The organism is Kitasatospora sp. NPDC127035, assembly GCF_042726075.1.
In the GTDB taxonomy this organism is placed as follows: domain Bacteria; phylum Actinomycetota; class Actinomycetes; order Streptomycetales; family Streptomycetaceae; genus Kitasatospora.
In genome coordinates this window covers 46446-70242 of sequence record NZ_JBHXDN010000054.1, presented here as the reverse complement: position 1 = coordinate 70242, position 23797 = coordinate 46446, and the positions used below count along the sequence as shown (strand labels likewise).

The 23797-nt window shown below is 72.9% G+C and carries 20 protein-coding genes; 10 read left to right on the top strand and 10 right to left on the bottom strand.

Annotated elements, in window-relative coordinates; all coding sequences use genetic code 11:
* The 3 genes from ACFWIC_RS29680 to ACFWIC_RS29670 form a co-directional block, all read left to right on the top strand.
* The coding region (locus tag ACFWIC_RS29680; protein WP_380520427.1) for a PhoH family protein at positions 1–333 on the top strand (333 nt) is incomplete at its 5' end.
* A gap of 446 nt (positions 334–779) precedes the next feature.
* Entirely contained in the window at positions 780–1553 is a 774-nt protein-coding gene (locus ACFWIC_RS29675; protein WP_329949351.1) for a transglycosylase SLT domain-containing protein, read from the top strand.
* Between the two features lie 526 nt (positions 1554–2079).
* Positions 2080–3483, top strand: coding sequence for an AI-2E family transporter (locus ACFWIC_RS29670; RefSeq protein ID WP_380361450.1), 1404 nt, complete (start codon positions 2080–2082; stop codon positions 3481–3483).
* Positions 3484–3570: 87 nt separating this feature from the next.
* Here ACFWIC_RS29670 and ACFWIC_RS29665 read toward each other — a convergent pair whose 3' ends face one another.
* Together ACFWIC_RS29665 and ACFWIC_RS29660 are read right to left on the bottom strand one after the other, a co-directional pair.
* Positions 3571–4113 carry an alkyl hydroperoxide reductase gene (locus ACFWIC_RS29665; RefSeq protein WP_329876167.1) on the bottom strand — a complete coding sequence of 181 codons (543 nt, stop codon included), beginning with the start codon at positions 4111–4113 and terminating at the stop codon, positions 3571–3573.
* Between the two features lie 3 nt (positions 4114–4116).
* The gene (locus tag ACFWIC_RS29660) at positions 4117–4668 is read right to left on the bottom strand and encodes a peroxiredoxin (RefSeq protein ID WP_030397082.1); all 552 of its coding nucleotides are present in this window, start codon (positions 4666–4668) and stop codon (positions 4117–4119) included.
* Positions 4669–4860: 192 nt separating this feature from the next.
* Between ACFWIC_RS29660 and ACFWIC_RS29655 the strand changes: the two genes are divergently transcribed.
* A complete protein-coding gene (locus ACFWIC_RS29655; protein WP_329949349.1) occupies positions 4861–5811 on the top strand; it encodes a LysR substrate-binding domain-containing protein in 951 nt (316 codons plus the stop codon).
* Positions 5812–5857: 46 nt separating this feature from the next.
* On the opposite strand, the gene ACFWIC_RS29650 is transcribed toward ACFWIC_RS29655, so the two are convergent.
* On the bottom strand, positions 5858–6484 hold the full coding sequence (locus ACFWIC_RS29650; protein WP_329876176.1) for a TetR/AcrR family transcriptional regulator: 627 nt from the start codon (positions 6482–6484) through the stop codon (positions 5858–5860).
* A gap of 157 nt (positions 6485–6641) precedes the next feature.
* Here ACFWIC_RS29650 and ACFWIC_RS29645 point away from each other — a divergent pair, with 157 nt between their 5' ends.
* On the top strand, positions 6642–8888 hold the full coding sequence (locus tag ACFWIC_RS29645; protein ID WP_380520426.1) for an MMPL family transporter: 2247 nt from the start codon (positions 6642–6644) through the stop codon (positions 8886–8888).
* A 99-nt stretch (positions 8889–8987) separates the two neighbouring features.
* Here ACFWIC_RS29645 and ACFWIC_RS29640 read toward each other — a convergent pair whose 3' ends face one another.
* From ACFWIC_RS29640 to ACFWIC_RS29630, 3 genes are all read right to left on the bottom strand, one after another.
* Positions 8988–10892, bottom strand: a complete 1905-nt coding sequence (locus tag ACFWIC_RS29640) for a SpoIIE family protein phosphatase (protein WP_329949347.1) — start codon at positions 10890–10892, stop codon at positions 8988–8990.
* Positions 10893–11105: 213 nt separating this feature from the next.
* Positions 11106–11873, bottom strand: a complete 768-nt coding sequence (locus ACFWIC_RS29635) for a class I SAM-dependent methyltransferase (protein ID WP_329949346.1) — start codon at positions 11871–11873, stop codon at positions 11106–11108.
* Between the two features lie 602 nt (positions 11874–12475).
* Positions 12476–15454 (bottom strand): BTAD domain-containing putative transcriptional regulator, encoded by a 2979-nt coding sequence (locus ACFWIC_RS29630; RefSeq protein ID WP_380520425.1) that lies wholly within the window; start codon positions 15452–15454, stop codon positions 12476–12478.
* A gap of 197 nt (positions 15455–15651) precedes the next feature.
* Between ACFWIC_RS29630 and ACFWIC_RS29625 the strand changes: the two genes are divergently transcribed.
* On the top strand, positions 15652–15939 hold the full coding sequence (locus tag ACFWIC_RS29625) for a hypothetical protein (protein ID WP_329876186.1): 288 nt from the start codon (positions 15652–15654) through the stop codon (positions 15937–15939).
* A 266-nt stretch (positions 15940–16205) separates the two neighbouring features.
* On the opposite strand, the gene ACFWIC_RS29620 is transcribed toward ACFWIC_RS29625, so the two are convergent.
* Positions 16206–16637 carry a hypothetical protein gene (locus ACFWIC_RS29620; RefSeq protein WP_380361441.1) on the bottom strand — a complete coding sequence of 144 codons (432 nt, stop codon included), beginning with the start codon at positions 16635–16637 and terminating at the stop codon, positions 16206–16208.
* A 213-nt stretch (positions 16638–16850) separates the two neighbouring features.
* Here ACFWIC_RS29620 and ACFWIC_RS29615 point away from each other — a divergent pair, with 213 nt between their 5' ends.
* On the top strand, positions 16851–17609 hold the full coding sequence (locus ACFWIC_RS29615) for a GntR family transcriptional regulator (protein WP_355403435.1): 759 nt from the start codon (positions 16851–16853) through the stop codon (positions 17607–17609).
* A 123-nt stretch (positions 17610–17732) separates the two neighbouring features.
* Here ACFWIC_RS29615 and ACFWIC_RS29610 read toward each other — a convergent pair whose 3' ends face one another.
* Positions 17733–19400 (bottom strand): fumarate hydratase, encoded by a 1668-nt coding sequence (locus ACFWIC_RS29610; RefSeq protein ID WP_355403437.1) that lies wholly within the window; start codon positions 19398–19400, stop codon positions 17733–17735.
* Positions 19401–19592: 192 nt separating this feature from the next.
* Between ACFWIC_RS29610 and ACFWIC_RS29605 the strand changes: the two genes are divergently transcribed.
* Both ACFWIC_RS29605 and ACFWIC_RS29600 read left to right on the top strand, forming a co-directional pair.
* Positions 19593–20354, top strand: a complete 762-nt coding sequence (locus ACFWIC_RS29605) for a DUF1707 domain-containing protein (protein WP_380361456.1) — start codon at positions 19593–19595, stop codon at positions 20352–20354.
* A gap of 348 nt (positions 20355–20702) precedes the next feature.
* Positions 20703–21062 (top strand): WhiB family transcriptional regulator, encoded by a 360-nt coding sequence (locus tag ACFWIC_RS29600; protein WP_380361454.1) that lies wholly within the window; start codon positions 20703–20705, stop codon positions 21060–21062.
* A gap of 173 nt (positions 21063–21235) precedes the next feature.
* Here ACFWIC_RS29600 and glpX read toward each other — a convergent pair whose 3' ends face one another.
* Positions 21236–22276: a class II fructose-bisphosphatase gene (gene glpX, locus ACFWIC_RS29595; RefSeq protein ID WP_355403439.1), complete on the bottom strand. Its 1041-nt coding sequence runs from the start codon at positions 22274–22276 to the stop codon at positions 21236–21238.
* A 217-nt stretch (positions 22277–22493) separates the two neighbouring features.
* On the opposite strand from glpX, the gene ACFWIC_RS29590 reads away from it, so the two are divergent.
* Complete coding sequence (locus ACFWIC_RS29590; protein WP_355403441.1) at positions 22494–23030, top strand: DUF4245 domain-containing protein; 537 nt, start codon at positions 22494–22496, stop codon at positions 23028–23030.
* 132 nt (positions 23031–23162) lie between these two features.
* Here the strand turns inward: ACFWIC_RS29590 and ACFWIC_RS29585 are convergent, their stop codons facing one another.
* Positions 23163–23765 (bottom strand): malonic semialdehyde reductase, encoded by a 603-nt coding sequence (locus tag ACFWIC_RS29585; RefSeq protein WP_329876198.1) that lies wholly within the window; start codon positions 23763–23765, stop codon positions 23163–23165.
* Positions 23766–23797: the final 32 nt, after the last annotated feature.

Below are 23797 nucleotides of genomic sequence, written 5' to 3'. Positions count from 1 at the left end.
ATCATCTCCCGGGGGATGCTGGAGGTCCTGCCGCTGACCCACATCCGGGGGCGTTCCCTGCACGACGCCTTCGTGATCGTGGACGAGGCGCAGTCCCTGGAGCGCAACGTCCTGCTCACCGTGCTCTCCCGGATCGGCCAGGGCTCGCGGGTGGTCCTCACCCACGACGTCGCGCAGCGCGACAACCTCCGGGTCGGCCGCCACGACGGCGTCGTCGCCGTGGTGGAGAAGCTGAAGGGCCATCCGCTCTTCGCCCACATCACGCTGACCCGGTCGGAGCGTTCGCCGATCGCGGCCCTGGTGACCGAGATGCTGGAGGACATCCACCCCTGATCGGGGCGATCCGGTCATAGCGGGACAAAAAGGTCAATTCGCGGCGCGAGACCCGCTCCTGACGGAGCGGGTCTCGGCCCTTTCATCACATCGAGTGCTTTCTGTCCGGAGAACTCCGGCACGGTGAATGTGACATCCGCCACGCAACAGGGAATTGCGTCGACAGTGCCCCTTGCGGCATGGTGAGGGTTCTGTCAGGCCCCGCGTACGGCATGGCATGGCTTCCGGACGCCCGGAAGTCCGGCCCGGACGGTCCACCAACTCCGGTCAGTGGACGCACAATTGAACACCGATGAGCCGTACGCCGCCCGATCTCAACGCCCGGTCGCCTCACGTCGGCCGGACGCCGGGTCAGTACCTCCCGTGACCAGCACGTCCGGAGGGCAGCGCCAAGGGGCATGTTGCGCCCGTACGGTCACGCGTGGGCGATGCTGGAAGGAAACCATGTGACTCGGATCTCGGTCCGGGGAGTTGCTGTCGCCTCCGCCACCGCCGTCACCGCTGTTGGTGCCGTCGTGGGCATGGCCTCGGGCAGCGAGGGCAAGACGACGCAGACGGTCGATGTCGCCGGTGCGACCCTGCTTGCCGAAGTCCCCTCTGGCGCCCAGGCGCAGACCATCAGCGACAACATCGGCACGCAGGCAACCGCCCAGCAGGCCGCCGCCGACGCCGCCGCCAAGGCAGCCGCCGAGCAGAAGGCCGCCGAGGAGGCCGCGCGCCAGCAGGCCGCGGCCGACGCCCAGGCCAAGGCCGACGCCCAGGCCAAGGCCGAGGCGCAGGCCAAGGAGGCGCAGGCCAAGGCCGACGCGGAGAAGGCCGCCAAGGCGGCCGAGGAGAAGCGGAAGGCCGACGAGGCCGCCGCCAACCGCTCCAAGTCGCGCTCGGCGATGGCTGCCACCGACAACGCGGCTCCGCCGGTCTCGGTCAGCCCCGGCTCCGTCCAGGAGCTCGCCCAGCAGATCGTCGGCAACGACGCCCAGTTCCAGTGCTTCAGCCAGATCGTGAAGCGCGAGTCCGGCTGGAACTACACCGCCACCAACAAGAGCTCCGGCGCGTACGGCCTTGTCCAGGCGCTGCCCGGGACGAAGATGGCCTCGGCGGGCGCCGACTGGCGCACCAACCCGGCCACGCAGATCAAGTGGGGCCTCAGCTACATGAACAGCCGCTACGGCAGCCCCTGTGGCGCCTGGTCGTTCTGGCAGTCGCACCACTGGTACTAGGCCCACCGGCCGAGTACCGGGTCCACCGGCTTCACCACGGCCCCCGGCCGCGCGGACAGCGCGACCGGGGGCCGTGCCGCGTCGTCCGCGAACCGCTGCGAACCGTGAACCGCCGGGCCCTACCCGGGGGCGATCCGGACCGGGCGCCCGGCCCCGGCGCGAGCGGGCCGCGCCGCCCGGGCTGCGCTGACCAGTGCGCCCACGGGCGGTGCGGTCCTGGGTGCGGACGCGGGGCGCGGAGAGGGGTCCTGGTAGCTCTCCGCACCGGCCGGTCCGCCGACAGTTGGCTCCGGTCCCGACCGACTCCTCCCCGCTGCCCGACGCCTGAAACCACCCGAACTGCGTGGTTTCGCCCCGGTATCCCCACTCCGGCCGTGGCCCGTTCTCCGCCGGTGGGTACGAAGAACCCGCCCGCCCGGCGGACTCGGCGCGCCCCGGCCGGGTAGCGTCATCCCTGACGGCCGTGGCGGGACCCACGGCGTCCCGCCGGACACGGCGGGTCCGGCGGGGAGAAGTGGTAACGAGCATGGCGCGGGGCGGAAAGGCTTTCAAGGCCGTGGCCAAGGGCATGGCCGTGGTGGCGAGCGCGGCCGCCGTGATCGAGCGGCGCCGACGGGCCGCGATGGCGGCCGACTTCCACGAATCCCTGCTCCTGGCGGCGCCCGCCGCCGCGGAGCTCCCGGCGCCGTTGCCGGCTCCCCGGGAGGAGGCGGCGCCTGTCGCTGCCGCCGCCGCACCGGCCGCCGCGGTCCCGCCGACCGCGTCCGGCGGGTCCGGTGGGTCCCACGGACACTTCGGGCGGCCCGCCACCCCCGCCGAGGCGGTGCCGTGGAGCCTGCGGGTGGCCGCCGAGTCCACCTGGCGGCTGCTGCTGCTCGGTGCCGCGCTGTACGTCGTCTTCTACATCGTCGACATGCTGCGGCTGGTCGCCTTCGCGGTGCTCGCCTCGCTGCTGATCTCCGCGTTGCTGGAGCCCACCGTCTCCTGGCTGCGCCGGCACGGCGTCCCGCGCTCGCTGGCCGCCGGTGGGGTGTTCATGAGCGGCCTGGCCGGAATCGGCCTGGTCGGCTGGTTCGTGGTCTGGCAGGTGACCACCAACCTGGAGACCGTCACCAGCAAGGTCAAGGCGGGCGTCGACCAGCTCCGGGACTGGCTGATCACCGGGCCGTTGCACCTGACCGAGCAGCAGATCACCGACTTCGCCAACCAGATCACCAAGGCGATCAGCACCAACACCGAGCAGATCACCTCGGCCAGCCTGACCGGCGCGCAGATCGCCGTCGAGGTGCTGACCGCCGTGCTGCTGGCCTTCTTCACCACCTTCTTCTTCCTCTACGACGGCGAGCGGATCTGGAACTGGGCGCTGCGGGGCCTGCCCCGGCACTCCCGGTACGCGATGGCCGGGGCCGGGCCGAAGGCCTGGGCGACGCTCACCGCCTACGTGCGCGGCACCGTCTGCGTGGCCTTCATCGACGCGGTCTGCATCGGCATCGGCATCCAGTTGCTCGGGGTGCCGATGGCGCTGCCGCTCGCCGTGATCATCTTCCTGGGCGCCTTCGTCCCGCTGGTGGGTGCGCTGGTCACCGGGACCGTCGCGGTGCTGATCGCCCTGGTCACCACCACGCCGTGGACCGCGCTGATGGTGCTGGTGGTGCTGATCGCCGTCCAGCAGCTGGAGGGACACATCCTCCAGCCGCTCATCCTCGGCCGGGCGGTCCGCGTCCACCCGCTCGGCGTGGTGCTGGGGGTGGCCGCCGGCTCCATCATCGGCGGCATCGGCGGTGCGATCGTCGCCGTCCCGCTGATCGCGGTCACCAACACCGTGGTCACCCACCTTCGCCGCCGCAACGAGGCGGGCCAGGCGGTCTTCACCGCCCTGGAGGCCGCCCGCGAGGCCGCGACCCGAGCCCCGGCACCACCGGCGTCGTAGTCGCCGCCCTCCCGGTACGCGAACGGGCCCCCGGGCGGACGCGGTGTCCGGCGCGGGGGCCCGTTCGGGGGTGGTGCGGGTGAGTCGTCAGGCGTTGACGGTCGCGAGCGCGGCCTCGGCGTCGAGGACGCCGGCGACGGCCTGGAGCACGGCGGCGATCTTCATCGAGGCCTGGATGACGTCGCGGTCGACGCCGGCCTTGCGGAGGACGCCCTCGTGCGAGTCGAGGCACTGGCCGCAGCCGTTGATCGCGGAGACCGCGAAGCACCAGAGCTCGAAGTCGACCTTCTCGACGCCCGGGGTGCCGATGATGTTCATCCGCAGACCGGCCCGCATGCTGCTGTACTCCTTGTCGGAGAGCAGGTGCAGCGTCCGGTAGTAGACGTTGTTCATCCCCATGATCGCGGCCGCGCCCTTGGCGGCGGTGTACGCCTCCGGGGAGAGGTTGGCCTTGGCCTCGGGCTCCAGCTCACGCAGCACGGCGGCGCTGCGGGTGGCCATCGCGCAGGAGAGCACGGTGCCCCAGAGCTGCTGGGCGGGGAGGTCGGAGTTGCCGATGACCGAGCCCAGGTTGAGCTTGAGGTCCTTGGCGTAGTCCGGGAGGGCGGACTTCAGGTCGTCGAGGGCCATGGGTCAGCCGGCCAGCAGGGCCTGGGCGTCGAGGGTGTCCTCGCCCTTGGTCCAGTTGCACGGGCACAGCTCGTCGGTCTGCAGGGCGTCCAGCACCCGCAGGACCTCCTTGGGGTTACGGCCGACGGAGCCGGCGGTCACCATGACGAACTGGATCTCGTTGTTCGGGTCCACGATGAAGACGGCGCGCTGGGCGGTGCCGTCCGCGGCCTCGACGCCGCAGGCGCGCATGAGGTCGTGCTTGACGTCGGCCAGCATCGGGAACGGCAGGTCGCGGAGGTCCTTGTGGTCCTTGCGCCAGGCGTGGTGGACGAACTCCGAGTCGCCGGAGACGCCGAGGATCTGGGCGTCGCGGTCGGCGAACTCGTCGTTCAGCTTGCCGAACGCGGCGATCTCGGTCGGACAGACGAAGGTGAAGTCCATCGGCCAGAAGAACACGATCTTCCACTTGCCCTCGTAGGACTTGTGGTTGATCTCGGCGAAGGCGTTCGCGGCGTCCAGGTCGACGCAGGCGTTGAGTTCGAACTCGGGGAACTTGTCACCGATCGTGAGCACGTTCGCTTCTCCTGAAGTGAGACTGAGGGGGGTTTGTCCGTTTTGCGGAACGGTCTCTACCATTCCACATCGTGGACTGATCAGGGAAATAGCTACACTCGATGTGTCTGATCGGAGAGAGTTATCAATACCCCCAAGCCCCCCTCCCGCCCCACGGGGCGCAGGGCTCCCGCCCGCAAACCCGAGGGCGCTGTGGCGAGTGCCACATCCCGCGCCCCCCGCACACCGACGGTCGCCCAGCTCAGGGCCTTCGTCGCGGTGGCCGAGCACCGGCACTTCCGGGAGGCCGCGGCGGCCACCGGGACCAGCCAGCCGGCGCTGTCCGCGGCGGTCGCGGCGTTGGAGGAGTCGCTGGGCGCGCAGCTGATCGAGCGTACGACGCGGAAGGTGATTATCACCCAGCTGGGGGAGCGCGTGCTCGAACACTCGCGCCGGGTGCTCGCCTCCCTGCAGGGGCTGACCGAGGAGGTGGAGGCCGCCCGCCGCCCGTTCACCGGGCCGCTGCACCTGGGCGTCATCCCGACCGTCGCGCCGTACCTGCTCCCGCCGGTGCTGCGGCTGGTCCGGGACCGCTACCCGGACCTGGAGCTGCACGTCCACGAGGAACGGACGTCGTCGCTGCTGGAGGGCCTGGCCGCCGGGCGGCTGGACGTGCTGCTGCTGGCGCTGCCGGCCGGCGGGGCCGCGCCGACCCGGGACATCCCGCTGTTCGACGAGGACTTCGTCCTGGTCACCCCGGCCGACCACGAGCTGGCCGGCCGGGTCGACGTGCCGCGCGACGTCCTGCTCGACCTGGACGTCCTGCTGCTGGAGGAGGGGCACTGCCTGCGCGACCAGGCCCTCGACATCTGCCGCGAGGTCGGCGCGGACCCGGCCGGCGCCACCACCAGGGCGGCCGGCCTCTCCACCCTGGTCCAGCTGGTCGCCGGCGGCCTCGGGGTGACCCTGCTGCCCGCCACGGCGCTGGACGTCGAGACGAGCCGCACCGACCGGTTGGCCGCCGTGCGCTTCGCCGCCCCGGCGCCGGGGCGGCGGATCGGGCTCGCCACCAGGCCGGGCTCGGCCCGCAGCGCCGAGTACGACCGGTTCGCCGTCTCGCTGCGCGAGGTGCTGGCCGAGCTGCCGGTCCGCCTGGTGCTCTGATGCTCCGAGGGGGCCGCGGATCGCGAGCCGGCCCGTCGGGCGCCCGTCAGGGCAGGCGGGCCGGTGCTCCCAGGCAGAGTCCGATCGTGGTGGCGATCAGCAGGTCGAGGGTGTGCAGCGCCACGGCGTCCGGCCGCTCGCCGGCCCGGCGCAGCACCATGTAGCGGTCGGTCAGCCCGTTGAAGCCGACCAGGAACAGGACCGCGATCTCGTCGGCGGGCACGGCCAGGGTCTGGCCGTGCGCCTCGGCGAGCGCGGTGAGCAGTTCGGCGGCGGTGCTCTCGATCTCGTGCTGGACCGCGCGCATGATCTCCTGGAGATCCGGGTCGCGCAGTGACAGCGCCGTGAACTCGGTGATCAGCGCGCACCGCCCGCCCTCGGCGACGGCGCTCTCCCAGAGTGCGTAGACCATGGTCCGCACCTGCTCGCCGAACGACCCGTCGCCGGGGGAGGCGGCGCGGACCTGGTGGATGAACTCCGCGGTCAGCTCCTCGACGACGGAGCGGTAGAGGTCCTTCTTGGTGCCGAAGGTGTAGTGCACCGTCGCCTGCGCCACGCCCAGCTCGGCCGCGATCGCCCGGGTGCTGCCGGCGGCGATCCCCTCCCGGGCCATCAGGTCGATGGCGGCCTGGATCAGTTGGGGGCGCCTTTCGGAGGCGGGGACATGTGCCATTGGGCCAGGGTATCGCCATGTTCAGACAACCTGATCGGACGAATGCGTCACAGGTTCGCGTCGAGCGACTTTGTCGCCCGACAAACTTGCGCGTACGGTGGTCCGAGACCTGTTCAGGCAGCCGCCTGCCTCGACCGACCCGATCGAAGGTGCCCGCATGGCCACGTACCTGTACCGCCTGGGCCGACTCTGCTTCCGCCGAAGGCGCACCGTGCTCGCCGTCTGGCTGGCCCTGCTGATCGCCGTCGGCGGCGCCGCGGGGGCGTTCGCGGGCAAGACCAGCGACGAGTTCAAGGTCCCCGGGACCGAGGCGCAGGCCACCCTGGACCGGATCACCGACACCTTCCCCGAGCAGGGCCACGGCTCCGCCCAGGTGGTCTTCGCCACCGACGGCGCCGGCGGCGTCGCGGCCCCGGACACCGCCAGGGCCGTCGGCGAGGCGGTCGGCCGGATCGCCGCCGTCCCCGGCGTCTCGGCCGCGCCCGACCCGTACGCCACCGGTGCGCTCTCCCCGGACGGCCGGGTCGCGCTCGCCCTGGTCTCCTTCGACCGCGAGCTCGGCGACATCACCGACCAGCAGCGCGACGCGGTCAGGGAGGCCGCCGAGCCGGCCCGCGCGGCCGGGCTGACCGTGGCCTTCGGCGGCGACGCGTACAACCGGATGGCACAGGTCGAGGGCGGCGAGGCGGTCGGTCTGGCGGTGGCCGGGCTGGTCCTGGTGATGACCCTGGGCTCGCTGGTCGCGGCCGGGCTGCCGCTGGTCACCGCCCTGGTCGGGGTCGGGGTCGCACTCGCCGGGCTGCTGACGCTGGCCGGCTCGTTCGAGATCATCTCCACCGCGCCGGTGCTGGCCCTGATGGTCGGCCTCGCGGTCGGCATCGACTACGCCCTGTTCATCGTCTCCCGGCACCGGCGCCATCTCGCCGAGGGGCTGGAGCCGGACGAGGCCGCCGCCCGCGCCAACGCGACCGCCGGCAGCGCGGTGGTCTTCGCCGGCCTGACCGTCGTCGTCGCGCTGGCCGGGCTGGCCGTCGCCGGCGTGCCCTTCCTCACCGTGATGGGCCTCGCCGCCTCCGGCGCCGTGGTGGTCGCGGTACTGGTCGCGATCACCCTGCTGCCCGCGCTGCTCGGCTTCGCCGGGCGTGCCATCGACCGGCTGCCGGTCTGGCGGCGCGCGCTCCGGGCCCCCGACCGGACCACGCTCGGCGAGCGCTGGGCGGAACTGGTGGTCCGCCGCCCGCTGGTCGTCCTGCTCACCGGACTGACCGCCCTGGTCGCCCTCGCGGTGCCCGCCGCGAGCCTCACCCTCGGCCTGCCGGGCGGTGGCTCCCAGGCCAGGGGCACCGACGCCCGCACGGCCTACGACCTGATCGACCGAAGCTTCGGGCCCGGCTTCAACGCGCCGCTGGTGGTCGTCGTGGACACCGGGGGCGCCGCCCGGCCGGACGCCGCCGTGCAGGGCGTCGCCGAGAAGCTCTCCGGCCTGGACGGCGTCCGGACCCTGCTGCCGCCGGCCGTCGACGAGCCGAGCGGCACCACCCTGCTCACCGTCATCCCGAAGACCGGCCCGGACCACGCGGACACCCGGGACCTGGTCACCGAGATCCGCGACCAGCGGGACGGCCTCAAGGCCGCGACCGGGGCCCGGATCGACGTCACCGGCACCACGGCCGCCAACATCGACGTCTCCGCCAAGCTGACCGACGCGCTCCCGCCGTTCGTCGCCGTGATCGCGGGCATCGCGATGGTGCTGCTGGCGCTGGCCTTCCGTTCCGTCCTGGTGCCGCTCAAGGCGGTGGCCGGCTTCCTGCTCTCCATCACCGCCTCGCTCGGCGCCGTCGTGGCCGTCTACCAGTGGGGCTGGCTGGACGGCGTGATCGACGTGCCGAAGGTCGGCCCGGTGGTGAGCTTCGTGCCGATCCTGCTGATCGGCGTGCTGTTCGGGCTGGCGATGGACTACGAGCTGTTCCTGGTCTCCGGGATGAAGGAGCACCACGTGCACGGCATGGCCCCGCGGGAGGCCGTGGTGGCCGGGGTGAAGAACGGGGCCCGGGTGGTCACCGCCGCCGCGCTGATCATGATCGCGGTCTTCGGGTCCTTCGTCTTCGGCCACGACCCGATCGTCCAGCCGATCGGCTTCGCGCTCGCCGTGGGCGTGCTGGTGGACGCCTTCGTGGTGCGGATGGCCCTGGTGCCGGCCGCGATGGCGCTGTTCGGCAAGGCCGCGTGGTGGTTCCCGAAGAGCCTGGAGAAGGTGGTGCCGCGGGTGGACATGGAGGGTGAGCAGCTGCTGGCCCGACTGGAGAAGCCCGCGAACGGCGGTGCGAACGGCGACGTCGGCGACGTCGGCGACGAGAACGGCGGTGCGGCCGACGACGCCGGCAGGCCGGCCGCGCGGGTCTGATCGCCCGGCGCACGGGCCCGACGGGTCTGGACGGCCCGTGCGCGCGCGGCTCCCGGCGTACCCGGCCGGGAGTCGCCGCGGCGGCCGGACGGCCCCGGGCTACGGCAGTCGCTGCTCGAACCAGACGACCTTGCCGGTGCCCAGACGGGTGGCACCCCAGCGCTCCGCGCACCGGGCCACTATCTGCAGTCCCCGTCCGCGCTCGTCCTCCGGCCCGGTCCGGCGCGGCCTGGGCAGCAGCGGGCTGTCGTCCCCGACCTCGCAGCGCAGCCGGGACGTGCGGACCAGGCTCAGCGTGATCGGGCGGGTCGCGTGCTGGACGGCGTTGGTGACCAGCTCGCTGACCATCAGCTCGGTCGCCTCGGTGAGCTTCTCCAGACCCCAGCGGCGCAGGGTGTGCGCGACCAGCCGGCGGGCCCGCCCCGGTGTCTCGTTGCGCGGCTGGAGGTACCAGTGCGCGACGTCCCCGGCCGGGATGCCGTCGAAGCAGGCGGCCAGCAGGGCGATGTCGTCCCCGCGGTCGCCCGGCGGCAGGATGCGCAACGCCTCCTGGCAGAGGTTCTCGGGCGTGTGCCGGTGGGCGTTGGCGAGCCGGGCCCGGAGCAGTTCCAGTCCGTCGCTGAGGGGCCGGCTGCGGGTCTCCACCAGGCCGTCGGTGAACAGCAGCAGGGCCGAGCCGGGCGGCGCGGGGAGTTCGACGGAGGAGAAGTCGACACCGCCGACGCCGATCGGCGCACCCGACTCCAGGTCGAGGAGTTCGGCCGTCCCGTCCGGCTGGACGAGCACCGGCGGCACGTGGCCGGCGTTGGCGAGCACCACCCGGTTGGCGATCGGGTCGTACACCGCGTAGACGCAGGTGGCCAGGTGCTGTTCGCGGCCGAGCCGTTGGGCCTGTTCGTCCAGGTGGTACAGCACCTCGTGCGGCGGCAGGTCGAGCGCGGCCAGGGTCTGGGCGCTGGTGCGGAGCTGGCCCATGATGGCGGCCGAGGTGAGCGAGTGGCCCATCACGTCGCCGACGATCAGCGCCACCCGGTTGCCGGGCAGCGGCACGGCGTCGTACCAGTCGCCGCCGACCTGGGCGCCCCGCTCGCCGGGCAGGTAGCGCTGGGCGAGCCGGACGCCGTGCGGCTGGGGGAGGCGCAACGGCAGCATGCTGCGCTGGAGCTCGTTGGCTATCTCCCATTCGCGGGCGTACCGGAGCGCGGTGTCGACGGCCAGCCCGGCCTGGGTGGCGAGGTGGGCGGCGGTCGCGGTGTCGGCGGCGTCGAAGGAGGGCCGGCCGGTCCGTTCGGGAGGCCGGCGGATGAGCACCAGCAGGCCGAGCACGGCCTTCCGTCCGCGCAGCGGCAGGGCGAGGACGGACGTCCCGGGGCCGAGCCGGGAGAGACCGCGCGCGCCGTACAGCTCGCGCAGCAGCTCGGTGGTGCGGGCGCTGCCGGAGTCGTCGGTCGCGCCGAGGACGACCGGCTCGGCCGGGCGGCGGCTGAGCAGGGTGTGGGCGAGCGCGCCGCCGCGGGTGACCGGGGTGGCCGGCCCGGTGTCGGCGGTGGAGCGGGCGCCGTACCGGCTGCCGTAGTGCGAGCCGTACCGGGAGTCGCGGCGGTCGTCGCCGGCCGGGCGGCCGCGGCGGCCCAGCCGGGTGCCGTGGCTGTGGTGGATCCGCAGCTGCTCCGGGAAGCCGGGTTCGCGCTCGACGTTGGGCAGCGGGTCGCGCAGGTGGACGACGGCGGCGTCGGCGAGGGTCGGCACGAGGACGCGGCAGACGTTGCGCAGGGTCGCGGCCAGGTCGAGCGCGCTGTTGATCCGCCGGGTCGCGGAGTCGAGGTAGGCCAGGCGCTCGGCGACCCGGTCGTGGCCGTCCGATCCGGTCCCGGGTCCCGCCTCCGGCCCGGTCCCCGCTTCCGGCGCGGGTCCGGTCCCCGGATCCGGCTGGGCCGGCGGCGACCGGCGCGGGCTGGGCAGGGCAGGCGGCTGTCCGGCCTCGGATTTGAGCTGGTCGCGCACGGGTGCCTGTCCTGGGATCGGTTCGGTCTGTTGGTCTGTCTGTGGTGTGACGCTTCCGGGGTGTCCCGGTTCCGGGCCGCAGGTCCTCGGCCCTCGTTCATCCTCGTCGTTCGCGGCCGGTCCGCCGGTTCCCGTCCCGCCCGTCTCCTGTCCCGCCCGTCTCCCGCGCCGCCCCGACCGCGCCCGTCCCGACCTGCCCGCCCCGACCGCGTGTCAGCCGACCCGCCGACAGCAGAGGAACAACTGCTCCTCCGGCGGCAGCGAGGTGCTGGCGGGTGCGTACGGGTGCCCCACCTGCTCCTCGACGGCGAAGCCGGACGCCACCAGGACCCGTTCGAGATCCTCCCGCAGGTATCCGCTGATCCGTAGCTCGCGCCCCAGGAACGGCAGCGGAACGTGGTCCAGGTCGGCCTCGACCATACCGAGCGCGAGGACCCCGCCGGGACGCAGCAGGGTGCGCAGCCGGGTCAGCACGGTGGGGATCTCGTCCTGGGGGAGGAGGATCAGGGAGAAGAAGGCGGTGACGGCGTCGAACGTGCCCTGCCCGCGGGGGCCGAGCTCCGGTGCGTTCCAGGCCCGGTCGGCGCGGTCGGTCGCCAGGTCGTACATGTCGATGCGGTGGAGGACCGGCGGGTGCGGCCCCGGGAAGCGCGACTCCCGGGCCAGGGCCAGCATGACGTCCGACAGGTCCGTTCCGGTGACCCGCATGCCGGCCGCGCCCAGCTGCCGGACGGTCGGTTCGCCGCTGCCGCAGCCGACGTCCAGGACGGCGGCACCCGGTTCGAGCCGGGCCAGCAGGCGGGCGCCGCAGGCCAGCTGGCCGTCCTTCGCGGGGAACGCCTCGCCGTAGCCGGAGCCGATGGTGTCGAAGGCGACAGCCTGCAGGGCGCGTTCGGCACGACGGCGCAGGACGTCGGGCCCGCCGTCGCCGTCCGCGTCCCCGTCGACGGGGAACGGATCGGATATCTGTCCGGTCGTCACGATTGAGAGGCACCTTTCCACCCGGGCCTCCGGTCGGCTGGACGAGGCGCGAGGCCGGGCTGCCGTCCTCCCGGCGCCCGCGCTGCCCCGCCGGCCTGCTGCCGGTGGCGGTACGTCACGCTCCCCGCGTCACACTGTCACGTTGACTGCCCTCTGACACTTTGCACAGACTCTTTGCACAGGGACACTCTGCACCGTGGGAGCGTCGCCGCGCTGCCTTTTCCGGATGCTCCACCGGAGAAGTGCACTCGTGTGTGTACTGGCATCCGAGAATATGCGTGATCACTCCGCCATGGGGTCCGTTTTCGGCCAACTCGTGGTGGTTGGCCGGAGCTGCCCCCCACCCCGGGAGCGCGGGGTCGCGGGCCGGGGTGGTGCGGTGCGACCCCGCGCGCCGGGCAGTTCGTCCGTACGACCGCGCCGACCTGGGACTTCGTCGATCCGTGAGCGGACTTCCGGGCGTTTATCGAACGTCAATCGGTCCGGTGCACAGTGGTGTCAGCGCCGGGGAAGCGTTGAAGGCGCTCCCGCAGCCGGGGGGCTGCGGGAGCGCCGAACGCCTACGGGAAGGTCTCCAGGGGGGCGATCGGGGGATTGGAGACCTACGGCGCGGGGGGAGAGAGGGGCTCGGTGTGCTGCTGGGAGATGAGGTCCGCCACGGGGGAGGCCTCGGGCACACCGAGCCGCGTGAAGACGGCGTGGGCCTCCCGCAGGCACGCCAGTCCACGGGCGGGCTGGGCGAGGCCGAGCAGCGCGCCGCCCAGCGCGGCGTTGGCGAGGCCCTGGCAGTAGGCGGAGTCCATCTCGTGCCCGATGGCGAGGGACTCCTCCGCCGTCTCGGCCGCCTCGGCCTGCTGGCCGGCGGCGAGGAGGGACGAGGAGAGGCGGGCGAGGGTGTAGCCCTCGCGCAGCCGGTTCTGCTGGGACTGGTAGAGCCGGTGCGACTCGCGCAGGTGCTCGGCGGCGGTGGCCGGGTCGTCGGCGGAGGAGAGGACGACACCGAGTTGGTACAGCGTGTCGGCCAGGCAGGGGCCGTTCTTGGACGCGCGGGCGGTGCCGACGGCGTCCGTGACGGAGCGGACGGCCGTTTCGAGCATGCCGAGACCGAGCTGGGCCCGGGCCATGTTGCCGAGCAGCCGGGCCTCGCCGATCGGTGCGCCGACCACGCGGCTGATGGCGAGGGCCAGTTCGAAGAACGGCAGCGCCTCGGCGGGCCGGTTGGCCAGGCTGAGGATGATCCCCAGGTCGTTGGCGGCGGCGGAGCGCAGGACGGTCATGTCCTCGGCGTCCTGGAGGTCCAGACTCTTGCGCAGGGACTGCTCGGCGCTCTGGAAGTCGTTGGTGATCGACTGCAGCGTGCCGAAGGCGAAGTGCACCCGGGCGAGGGCGGCGGAGTCCGCGTGCGAGGTGGCGTTCCGGTCGGCGGCTTCCAGCATGTGGCGCACCCGGGAGCCGTGCGTCGGGTCCTCGACCAGGCTGTTCAGGACGATCAGCAGGTCGACGGCGGGTCGCAGCAGTTCGCTCGGTCCCTGGACGGCGGCCTCGACCGAGCTGAGCAGCAGGGCGGTCTCGGTCCGCAGCCACTCCTGGGCGAAGTCGCTGGTGATCAGCGGGATGCCGATCGACGCGGGCGGGTTCAGCGGTTCGGGCAGCTGGTCGTCGGGCTCGACGGCCTGCGCCGCGTTGCGGACGGTCGCGAGCAGCAGGTCGAGCAGGCGCCGGAGGGCGGCCTGCTGCTCCCCGGTGTCGTCCGCCCGCTCGTTCTGCCGCTGCGCGTACAGCCGGAGCAGGTCGTGGTACCGGTAGCGGCCCGGCGAGAAGGTCTCCAGCATGTTGGCCTCGACGAGGGCCTCGGCGAGGTCCTCCGCCTCGGTCTCCTCGACGCCGAGCAGCGCCGTCACCGCCGCCAGCGGCAGGTCGGGCGAGTCCACGACCGAGAGCAGCCGGAAGGCGCGGGCCTCGGCGGCGGACAGTTGCCCGTAGCCGAGGCCGATGGTGGTTTCCACGGCGAGGTTGCCCAGTTGGAGTTCGTCCAGGCGGCGCCGTTGGTCGGCTAAGCGGCGGGCGAGGTCCGAGACGCTCCACCGGGGCCGGCTGGCGAGCCGGGCGGCGGCGATGCGGACGGCGAGCGGAAGGAATCCGCAGGCGGTCACGACCGCCATGGCCGCTTCGGGTTCGGCGGCGACGCGCTGGTCGCCGACGATCGCGGAGAAGAGCGCCAGCGCCTCCTCGGGCGTCAGCTCCTCGACGTCCACGAGGTGCGCGCCGGGGATGCCGGCCAGCCGGGAACGGCTGGTGGCGAGCACGGCGCACCCGGAGACGCCCGGGATGAGCGGTCGGATCTGCTCGGCGTCCTGGGCGTTGTCGAGCAGGATCAGCATCCGCCGGCTGGCGAGCAGCGACCGGTAGAGGGCCGCGCGCTGCTCCAGCGAGTCGGGGTTCTCGGTGACGCCGAGGGCGTGCAGGAAGTCGCCGAGCACCACGGCCGGATCGGCGGGCGAGGCGCCCGCGCCCCGGAGGTCGACGTACAGCTGCCCGTCCGGGAACTCGGCGCGGACCCGGTGGGCGACGTGCACGGCGAGGGTGGTCTTGCCGACGCCGCCGATGCCGGCCAGCGAGGTGACGACCACGGCCTGGCCGGTGGCGTTCATGAGGACGGTGGAGAGGTCGGCGACCATCTCCGAGCGTCCGCTGAAGTCGGAGACGTCCGCCGGCAGTTGGGCCGGGGCGGGTTGTGCGGCCGGGCCGTCCTCGCGGGCGACGGGCACGGGTGCGGTGACGGTCGGCAGGGTCAGCGCCGGGTCGGCCGCGAGGATGCGGGCGTGCATCGCGGAGAGCCCCGAGCCCGGCTCGACGCCGAGTTCGTCGATCAGCAGCTTGCGGGTGTCGGTGTAGACGCCGAGCGCCTCGGCCTGCCGTCCGCACCGGTAGAGCGCGAGCATCAGCAGTTCGCGCAGCCGCTCCCGGAGCGGGTGTTCGGCGGTGAGCGAGTTCAACTCGCCGACCACCTCGGCGTGCAGGCCGATGTCGAGCGCGATCGTGCACCGGTCCTCGGCGACGGCGATCTGCCGCTCGGCGAGCCGGAGCCGCTGCGCGTCCGCGTACGGGCCGGGGACGCCGGTGAGCGGGCGGCCGGCGAACAGGCCGAGCGCGCGGACCAGGAGGTGGTGGGCCTTGTCGAGGTCGCCGCCGGCGCGGGCGGTCGCGGCCTCGGTGGCGAGCTGCTCGAAGACGGTCAGGTCGAGGGCCCGGCCCGGGATGTGCAGGGCGTAGCCGTCGGCGATCGAGATCAGCAGCTCGGCGGGCGCGCGCACTTCGCGGCGGGGCTCGATGACCGTGCGCAGCCGGGACACGTAGGTCCGCAGCGCCGCGATGGCCTGGGCCGGCGGCCGGTCGCCCCAGAGGCCGTCCACCAGGTCCTGGGTGGTGACCGGGCGTCCGGCGTGCAGCAGGAGGGTGGTGAGGACGGCCTGTTGCTGGGGAGAGCCGAGTGCGAGCTGCTTGCCGTCGAGCCAGGCCTGGACCGGACCGAGTACCTGGAAGCGCAGCGCCGGTGCAGGCGGCGTCTCCCGAAACTCCATGAAGTCCCCCGATGGCCTGGTGTCGATGATCCCGGTAGGGCGCTCGGCGGTCCGCCGTTGTGTGGTGGCTTCAGCTTAGGCGGAGGGCCGACTCTGCCGGACGGCACGGTAAGCCGCACGATGTTTATCGGACATTTAATCAACCCTACGATACTGACCGCGGGCCCGCGCCAAGCCGGTGGGGCAGAAGACATGTGATGACCGAAAGGCAGCCGCCCATGGCCAACAACCAGAGCGAGACCCCCGCGCCGACGACGCCGGCCGAGGACGCCGTCTCCGTGGAGGCGGGCGAGGCCGTCGAGGGCGCGGTGGCCGCGACCTCGAACCCGGCCGAGTACACCGAGCCGACCGCCGCGCAGAAGGCGGACCTGGAGGACGACCTCTTCGGCGACGAGGCCGCGTACGTGGTGGAGCCCGACGCTTCGGCCGACGGCGTGCACGGCACGGACCGCGAGCCGCAGGGCATCATCTCCAGCCACCCGTAGGCGCGGACGCTCCGCACCCGCCGCTCACCAGGGGGGGACCCGTGTGAACAGGCTCCGTCGCCTCGCGGTCGTCGCCGTCTCGACGATCGTGGTGACCACCGGCTGTGTCGTGACGGCCGCCGGCGCCTCCGCCGGCATCATCACCGGTCACCCGTAGCCCACCAGCACCCGAGTGTCCCACCCCGCAGGACGGGGTGGGACACTCGCCGTCCCGCCCGTGACCGCTCCGGCCCGGCCGGCGCGGGTGCCGGCCCGGCCGGTGGAGGTCACCAGCCGCCCGCGGCGGCGGCCGAGGCGCCCGGCCCCGTCCGGTGCTCCGGCGGGCGCCCGCGGTCGGGTTCGGGGGCGTGTCTGCCGGTGCCCCGTGGCCGGATCTCGCCGTCCGTCCTGCCGGTCCGTTCGGCCTGCCGCCCGATCCGGCCCCGGACCGCCGGTCCGGTGTCCCCGGCCCCGGTACCGCAGGGTCGTTCGTGTCCGGCGGCCCCGAGCGCCCCGAGCGCCGCGAGGGACGCCCCGGCGCCGGCCGGGCCGATGTGTCCGGGGTCGGCGGTCCACTCGCAGCCGCCGTCCGGGGGGCGGAGATAGTGCTCCCCGCCGATGGTGTCCATGTAGATGCCGGTGCGTCCGGTCCTGGTGTCGAGGACGAGTTCACCCACTCGCGGCCGGTAGGCCGCGGCATTGCGCTTACGGGTGCTCACCGCAGTGCTCCTTGCTCCGGTGCGGGCGCGGCGCCGGTGCGGCCGCCCCTGGTCGCTGTCGTGGCTTGGCTCGGTTCGGCTCTGCTCGGCGACTACCCAGCATCTCTAGAGAAGCTAATATCTCTAGAGATGTCAACGGCCTGACCGGTCCGATCGGCTTACCGGAGGCCGCGAACGCGCCTACGATTTCCGGCGAGGACGAGGGAGCAGGCGATGGCCGGCAGCAGTGGCGACAAACAGCCCAAGTACCAACGGATCGCCGACACCCTGAAGGCGGCCATCGACGCGGGCGAGTACCGCGCCGGCGACCGGCTACCGGGCGAGAACGACCTCATGGACGCGTACAGCGTGGCCCGGATGACGGCCCGTCAGGCGCTCGGCGTCCTGCAGAGCGAGGGCATCGTGGAGGCGCGCAGGGGCTCGGGGGTGTTCGTCCGGGACTTCCGGCCGCTGCGGCGGCGCGGGATCCAAAGGCTCGCGCAGGGGCAGTGGGGGTCCGGCCGCTCGATATGGTCGGCGGACATCGACCGGCGGAACCTGGTCGTCGACCAGGTCTCGGTCACCGAGCAGGGGGCGCCGGACCACGTGGCGCGGGTGCTGGGCGTCGACCCGGGTGCGCCGATGTGCGTGCGGCACCGGCGGTTCGTCCTGGACGGCAAGCCGGTGCTGCTGTCGACGTCCTACCTGCCGGCCGGCCTGGTCGCGGGGACGGCGATCACCCGCGAGGACACCGGCCCGGGCGGCACGTACGCGCGGCTGGCGGAGATCGGGGCCAAGCCGGTGCACTTCCGCGAGGAGGTCCGGTCCCGGATGCCCGGCGCGGAGGAGGCCGCGCGGCTGGAGCTGTCGGCGGGCACCCCGGTGATCCTCATCTGCCGGACGGCCTTCGCCGACGAGGGCCAGGTCGTCGAGCTGAACGAGATGATCCTCGACGCCGCGTCCTACGTGCTGGAGTACGACTTCGACGCGTGACCCCGGCGGCCCCGGCGGCCCCGGCGGCGGCACAGGCACCGCCGGAACCGGTGGCACGCCGACGGCGACGCCCCGGTCGCGGGGTGCGCGACCGGGGCGTCGTCCGGGTGTCCGGGTGTCCGTCTACTCCTTGGAGCGGACCCGCAGGCTGGTGATCAGCGGGCCCTCGGTGGTCTCCCGGAAGAAGTCGTTGCCCTTGTCGTCCACCACGACGAACGCCGGGAAGTCCTCGACCTCGATCCGCCAGACGGCCTCCATGCCCAGCTCGGCGTACTCCAGGACCTCGACCTTCTTGATGCAGTCCTGGGCGAGGCGGGCGGCCGGGCCGCCGATGGAGCCCAGGTAGAAGCCGCCGTGCTCGGCGCAGGCGTCGGTGACCTGCTTGGAGCGGTTGCCCTTGGCCAGCATGACCATCGAGCCGCCGGCGGCCTGGAACTGGTCGACGTAGGAGTCCATCCGGCCGGCGGTCGTCGGGCCGAACGAACCGGAGGCGAAGCCCTCGGGGGTCTTGGCCGGGCCGGCGTAGTACACCGGGTGGTCCTGGAGGTACTTGGGCATGCCCTCGCCGGCGTCCAGGCGCTCCTTGATCTTGGCGTGCGCGATGTCGCGGGCGACGACGAGCGTGCCGGTGAGCGAGAGCCGGGTCTTCACGGGGTACTTGGACAGCTCGGCCCGGATCGAGGACATCGGCTGGTCGAGGTCGATGCGGACCACGTCGTCGTCGAGGTGGTCGTCGGTGGTGTCCGGCAGGTACTTGGCCGGGTCGGTCTCCAGCTGCTCCAGGAAGACGCCCTCGGCGGTGATCTTGCCGAGCGCCTGGCGGTCCGCCGAGCAGGAGACGGCCATCGCGACCGGCAGCGAGGCGCCGTGGCGCGGCAGGCGGACGACGCGCACGTCGTGGCAGAAGTACTTGCCGCCGAACTGGGCGCCGATGCCGATCTTCTGGGTCAGCTCGGTGACCTTGGCCTCCAGCTCCAGGTCCCGGAAGCCGTGCCCGGTCTTCGCGTCGCCCTCGGTCGGCAGCTGGTCGAGGTAGTGCGCGGAGGCGTACTTGGCGGTCTTCAGCGCGAACTCGGCGCTGGTGCCGCCGATCACGATCGCCAGGTGGTACGGCGGGCAGGCCGCGGTGCCGAGCGAGCGGATCTTCTGCTCCAGGAAGGCGAGCATGCTCGCCTCGTTGAGGATCGCCTTGGTCTCCTGGTACAGGTACGACTTGTTGGCGGAGCCGCCGCCCTTGGCCATGAAGAGGAACTTGTAGGCGTCGCCGTCGGTGGCGTACAGCTCGATCTGGGCCGGCAGGTTGTTGCCGGTGTTCCTCTCGTCCCACATGGTCACCGGGGCCATCTGGGAGTACCGCAGGTTGAGCTTGGTGTACGCGTCGAAGACGCCGCGCGCGACGGCGGCCTCGTCGCCGCCGGACGTCAGCACGTTCTGGCCGCGCTTGCCCATGACGATGGCGGTGCCGGTGTCCTGGCACATGGGCAGGATGCCGCCGGCCGAGATGTTGACGTTCTTCAGCAGGTCCAGCGCGACGAAGCGGTCGTTGGGGCTGGCCTCCGGGTCGTCCAGGATGCGGCGCAGCTGGGCGAGGTGGGCGGGGCGGAGGTAGTGCGAGATGTCGTGCATCGCCTCGGCGGTGAGCAGCCGCAGGGCCTCGGGCTCGACCTGGAGGAAGGTGCGCCCGCCGGCCTCGAAGGTGGAGACACCCTCGGAGGTGAGCTTGCGGTAGGGGGTCGGGTCAGCGCCCAGGGGGAGCAGGTCGCTGTACTCGAAGTCTGGCGTGGGAGCCATCGGGGCGGTCCTTAGGTATCCAGTGTTCCGGCTGCGTCGGCGAAGCACCCTCAAGGGCGGAAGCACCCTCAAGGGTAGGACCCGCGCGAACGAAGCACGCGGACAGGTAAGCCTGCGTGACCGGCGTCACCCGCACGTGCGTACGAGGCTTGCCCCGGTGGCTAGGCTTGCCCCGTGGACAACTCGCCGTCGATGGACGATCAGAAGGACGACCGGGGGGCGTCGCCCGTGCCGCGGGGGCAGTCGCCGATACCGATGACCAAGCCGGCGGCGAAGCCGCCCGCCGGAGCCGGCCACGCGCCGGTGGCGCAGGCCGAGATGCGGGCCTCGGACGCCGACCGCGAACGGGTGGCGGAGCTGCTGCGCGACGCCTACGCCGAGGGGCGGTTGGACGTCGACGAGCACGCCGAGCGGATCGAGGCGGCCTACTCCGCCAAGACCCTCGGCGAACTCGTGCCGCTCACCCGGGACCTCCCGGTGCACACGGAGGTCTCCTTCGAGAAGCCGCCGCTGGGTTCCGCGGCCGGCGGCGCCCCGCGCCAGAACGGCCCGGTGCGGCTGCCGGCCCGGACGGAGGCGCCGACGATGCTGGCGGTCTTCGGCGGATCGTCCCGCAAGGGCCGCTGGCGGGTGGGGTCGAACCTGCGGGCGGTGGCGATCTTCGGCGGGGTGGAGATCGACCTGACCGACGCCGTCTTCGAGTCGCCCGAGGTGGTGATCGAGGTGGTGGCGATCTTCGGCGGGGTGGAGATCAAGGTGCCGGAGAACGTCAGCCTGCACGGCAGCGGCGTCGGCATCTTCGGGGGCTTCGACGTCAAGGAGCAGACCGCCGCCGATCCCTACGCGCCGGTGGTGCGGGTGAAGGGCACCGCGGTCTTCGGCGGCTGCGAGGCGAAGCCGCGCAAGGGCAAGAAGCTCAAGGAGTGGGTGCGCAAGCAGCTCGGCGCCGACTGATTCGCGTACGGACCGCGTCCCGTGTGCCCGGCCGGAGTCAACTCCCGGCCGGGCACTCGACGTTGCCTCGGGTGCACGCTGTAGTCGATTGCGTGCAGTGTGCATGAATCGCGGCGCCGTGGGGTAGTTCCTCTGGCACATCGCTTCTTGTACGGCTGCGTACCGGAGGCGGCCTGAGGCCGGCCCGGGGGGTGTGAGGAACGGGGGCCCGCAGCCCGCAGGGGAGCGAGCTTCCCCGTGTCCGAGAGCCTCGTCAGGAGTACGGCCGTGCTGCATCCGATCGAGTCCCGCACCACCTCGCCCGCCGCCCCGTCGTCGGCCACGCCGCCGTCCGCCGCCGCCTCTCCGGTGGTCGCGGCGGCCCGGCTGCTGGAACGGCGTCCGGCTCCGCAGCCTGCGGGTGAGGACAATCCGTGGCACACCGCCGCGGCCTGCCGGCGGGACGAGGTGGGCCTGTTCTTCGCACCGTCGAAGGAGCCGACGGCCGCCCGGCTGTCGCGCGAGGAGCAGGCGAAGCAGGTGTGTGCCCGCTGCCCGGTGCTCCTGGAGTGCCGGGAGCACGCGCTGGCGCAGCCGGAGCCGTACGGGGTGTGGGGCGGTCTGACGGCGGCCGAGCGGCGGGTGGTGCTGGCGCGCCGCCGCCGCCGTGACGTGGAACTGTGCGAGACGGCCCGGGTGCCTGCTCCGCGCCGCCGGATCGCGGGCTGACGCCCGGTCGGGACCGCGAACGCCCGCGGCCTCGGCGAAGGGGGATTTCGCCGAGGCAGCGGGCGTGCGACGTCGTGTTCCGGCGCGTCGCCGGGCGCTGAGCCGTGTCGTGCGGCGCGGCGCGGTGCTCCCCGCGCCGTGTCGCGCTGCGCCGCGTGCGGGGAGCCGGGGGATCAGTTGGCGCGGTCGAAGTCGATCGCGCTGTAGGCCCGCAGCTTGGACAGCTTGTGGGTGGAGTGGATCTCCCGGATGGTGCCGCTCTTGGAGCGCATGACCAGCGAGCTGGTGGTGGCGGTCTCCTGGCGGTAGTGCACCCCGCGCAGCAGCTCGCCGTCGGTGATGCCGGTGGCGACGAAGAACACGTTCTCGCCGCTGACCAGGTCGTCGGTGCTGAGCACGCGGTCGAGGTCGTGGCCCGCGTCGACGGCCTTCTGGCGCTCGGCGTCGTCCTTGGGCCAGAGGCGGCCCTGGATCACGCCGCCCATGCACTTCATCGCGCAGGCCGCGATGATGCCCTCGGGGGTGCCGCCGACGCCCATCAGCAGGTCGACGCCGGTGCCCTCGCGGGCGGCCATGATGGCGCCCGCGACGTCTCCGTCGGAGATGTACTTGATCCGGGCGCCCGCCTCGCGGATCTCCCGGATCAGGCCCTGGTGGCGCGGGCGGTCGAGGACGACCACGGTCACGTCCTCGACGGCGATGCCCTTGGCCTTGGCGACCCGGCGGATGTTGACGGCGGTCGGGGCGGTGATGTCGACGAAGTCGGCCGCCTCGGGCCCGGTGACGAGCTTGTCCATGTAGAAGACGGCGCTCGGGTCGAACATGGTGCCGCGGTCGGCGACGGCCAGCACGGCGACGGCGTTGTTCATGCCCTTCGCGGTGAGGGTGGTCCCGTCGACCGGGTCCACCGCGACGTCGCACTCGGCGCCGGTGCCGTCGCCGACCCGCTCGCCGTTGTACAGCATCGGGGCCTCGTCCTTCTCGCCCTCTCCGATGACGACGATGCCGTTCATCGAGACGGTGGAGACGAGGGTGCGCATGGCCTTGACGGCGGCGCCGTCGGCGCCGTTCTTGTCGCCACGGCCGACCCAGCGGCCGGCGGCCATCGCGGCCGCCTCGGTGACCCGGACGAGTTCGAGTGCGAGGTTCCGGTCGGGCGCCTCCGGCGCCACCTCGAGGGAGCTGGGAAGGTTGTGCGGGTACTGCGTGGTCATCGTCGTTACCTCTCTGTACGCGACGGCCAGTGAGCGCCCGACTACTGCCTGGTCGAACGCCGTGGTGAGGGTCCTGCGATCGTATCTGCCCACGAGATGACTGTCTGTGGCGCGGGTCGCCACGGGCCGACGGGACCGGCAGGTCCGGCCCCCGTTCACCCGTACGCGGATACCCCCGGGTGGTGCCCGCGGGGGGTCGATGAGTCACCATGTGGGGGTGGCAGGAGAGAGCAAGGGCATGAGGGGCCGGCAGACGGTGCGGGACATGGTCCTGTCGATGCTGGCGGTCGGCGCGGTGGTCTGGGTCGGGTACCTGTTCCTCCCGCACGACGCGGGCGGCGACGGGGTGCGGACGGTCGAGTACAAGGTGGCCGCGGCCTCGGCGAAGCGCGCCGCGCCGTACCCGCTGCTCTCCCCGGAGGGCCTTCCCGCGCAGTGGCGGGCCACGTCGGTGTCCTACAGCCCGGCGTCGCTCGGCGGCGGCAAGGGCAACGCCTGGCACCTGGGCTTCGTCACCCCGTCCGGCCAGTACGCGGCGGTGGAGCAGAGCGACGCCCCGCGTGACGCGGTGCTCGACTCCGCGGTGGCGGGCGGCAAGCCGGACGGCACCGCGGAGGTGGCCGGCCGGACCTGGGAGCGGCTGCAGGGCGCCAAGTCCCGTGCGATCGCCGTCCAGGAGGGCGGCGGCACCACCGTCCTGACCGGCACCGCCTCCTACGAGGAGCTGGCGGAGCTGGCGCAGGCGCTCAAGTAGCCCGCCGGCCGGCCCCGCCCCGTCGGCCCCGCTCCACCCGGAGCGGTGGGGCCGCGGGCCGCAGGGCCTCCCCGGACGACGAGAAGGGCCCCGCACCGGTGTGCGGGGCCCTTCTCGTCGTCTCCGTCAGGCTCAGACGGTGGTGACGACCTGCTCGAAGGAGAGGCGCGGGGAGCGCGGGTACCAGGCGTCCTCGCCCGGCTTGCCGATGTTCACCACGGCCAGCACCGAGTGCTCGCCGTCGGAGAAGAACTCCTTGTTGATGCCCTCGGCGTCGTAGCCGGTCATCGGGCCCGCGGCCAGGCCGGCGGCGCGGACGCCGACGATGAAGTAGCCGGCCTGCAGGGCGCCGTTCATCAGGGCGGAGGCCTCGCGGACCGGGCGCTCGCCGAAGAAGGCGTCCTTCGCCTGCGGGAAGTGCGGGAACAGGGTCGGCAGCTCCTCGTGGAACTCGTTGTCCACGGCCAGGATCGCGGTCAGCGGCGCGGCGGCGGTCTTGGCCTTGTTGCCGTCCGACAGGTGCTGGACCAGGCGCTCGCGACCCTCGGTGGAGCGGACCAGGACGACGCGCAGCGGCTGCTGGTTCAGCGCGGTCGGGCCGAACTTGACCAGCTCGTAGATGGCCTGGATCTGCTCGTCGGAGACCGGCTCGTCGGTGAAGGTGTTGGCGGTGCGGGCCTCGCGGAACAGGAGGTCCTGAGCGGCGGCGTCGAGAACCAGGGCGTCGGTGGTCATGTGCTTCTGCACCTCATGGGGAGGAAGGAACG

Bases quoted from the DNA above. Each gene is read 5' to 3' on its own strand.
- ACFWIC_RS29670 (WP_380361450.1), top strand. From the start codon at position 2,080: ATGGCGCGGGGCGGAAAGGCTTTCAAGGCCGTGGCCAAGGGCATGGCC.
- ACFWIC_RS29665 (WP_329876167.1), bottom strand. From the start codon at position 4,113: ATGGCCCTCGACGACCTGAAGTCCGCCCTCCCGGACTACGCCAAGGAC.
- ACFWIC_RS29650 (WP_329876176.1), bottom strand. From the start codon at position 6,484: ATGGCACATGTCCCCGCCTCCGAAAGGCGCCCCCAACTGATCCAGGCC.
- ACFWIC_RS29645 (WP_380520426.1), top strand. From the start codon at position 6,642: ATGGCCACGTACCTGTACCGCCTGGGCCGACTCTGCTTCCGCCGAAGG.
- ACFWIC_RS29630 (WP_380520425.1), bottom strand. From the start codon at position 15,454: ATGGAGTTTCGGGAGACGCCGCCTGCACCGGCGCTGCGCTTCCAGGTA.
- ACFWIC_RS29625 (WP_329876186.1), top strand. From the start codon at position 15,652: ATGACCGAAAGGCAGCCGCCCATGGCCAACAACCAGAGCGAGACCCCC.
- ACFWIC_RS29615 (WP_355403435.1), top strand. From the start codon at position 16,851: ATGGCCGGCAGCAGTGGCGACAAACAGCCCAAGTACCAACGGATCGCC.
- ACFWIC_RS29610 (WP_355403437.1), bottom strand. From the start codon at position 19,400: ATGGCTCCCACGCCAGACTTCGAGTACAGCGACCTGCTCCCCCTGGGC.
- ACFWIC_RS29605 (WP_380361456.1), top strand. From the start codon at position 19,593: ATGGACGATCAGAAGGACGACCGGGGGGCGTCGCCCGTGCCGCGGGGG.
- glpX (WP_355403439.1), bottom strand. From the start codon at position 22,276: ATGACCACGCAGTACCCGCACAACCTTCCCAGCTCCCTCGAGGTGGCG.
- ACFWIC_RS29585 (WP_329876198.1), bottom strand. From the start codon at position 23,765: ATGACCACCGACGCCCTGGTTCTCGACGCCGCCGCTCAGGACCTCCTG.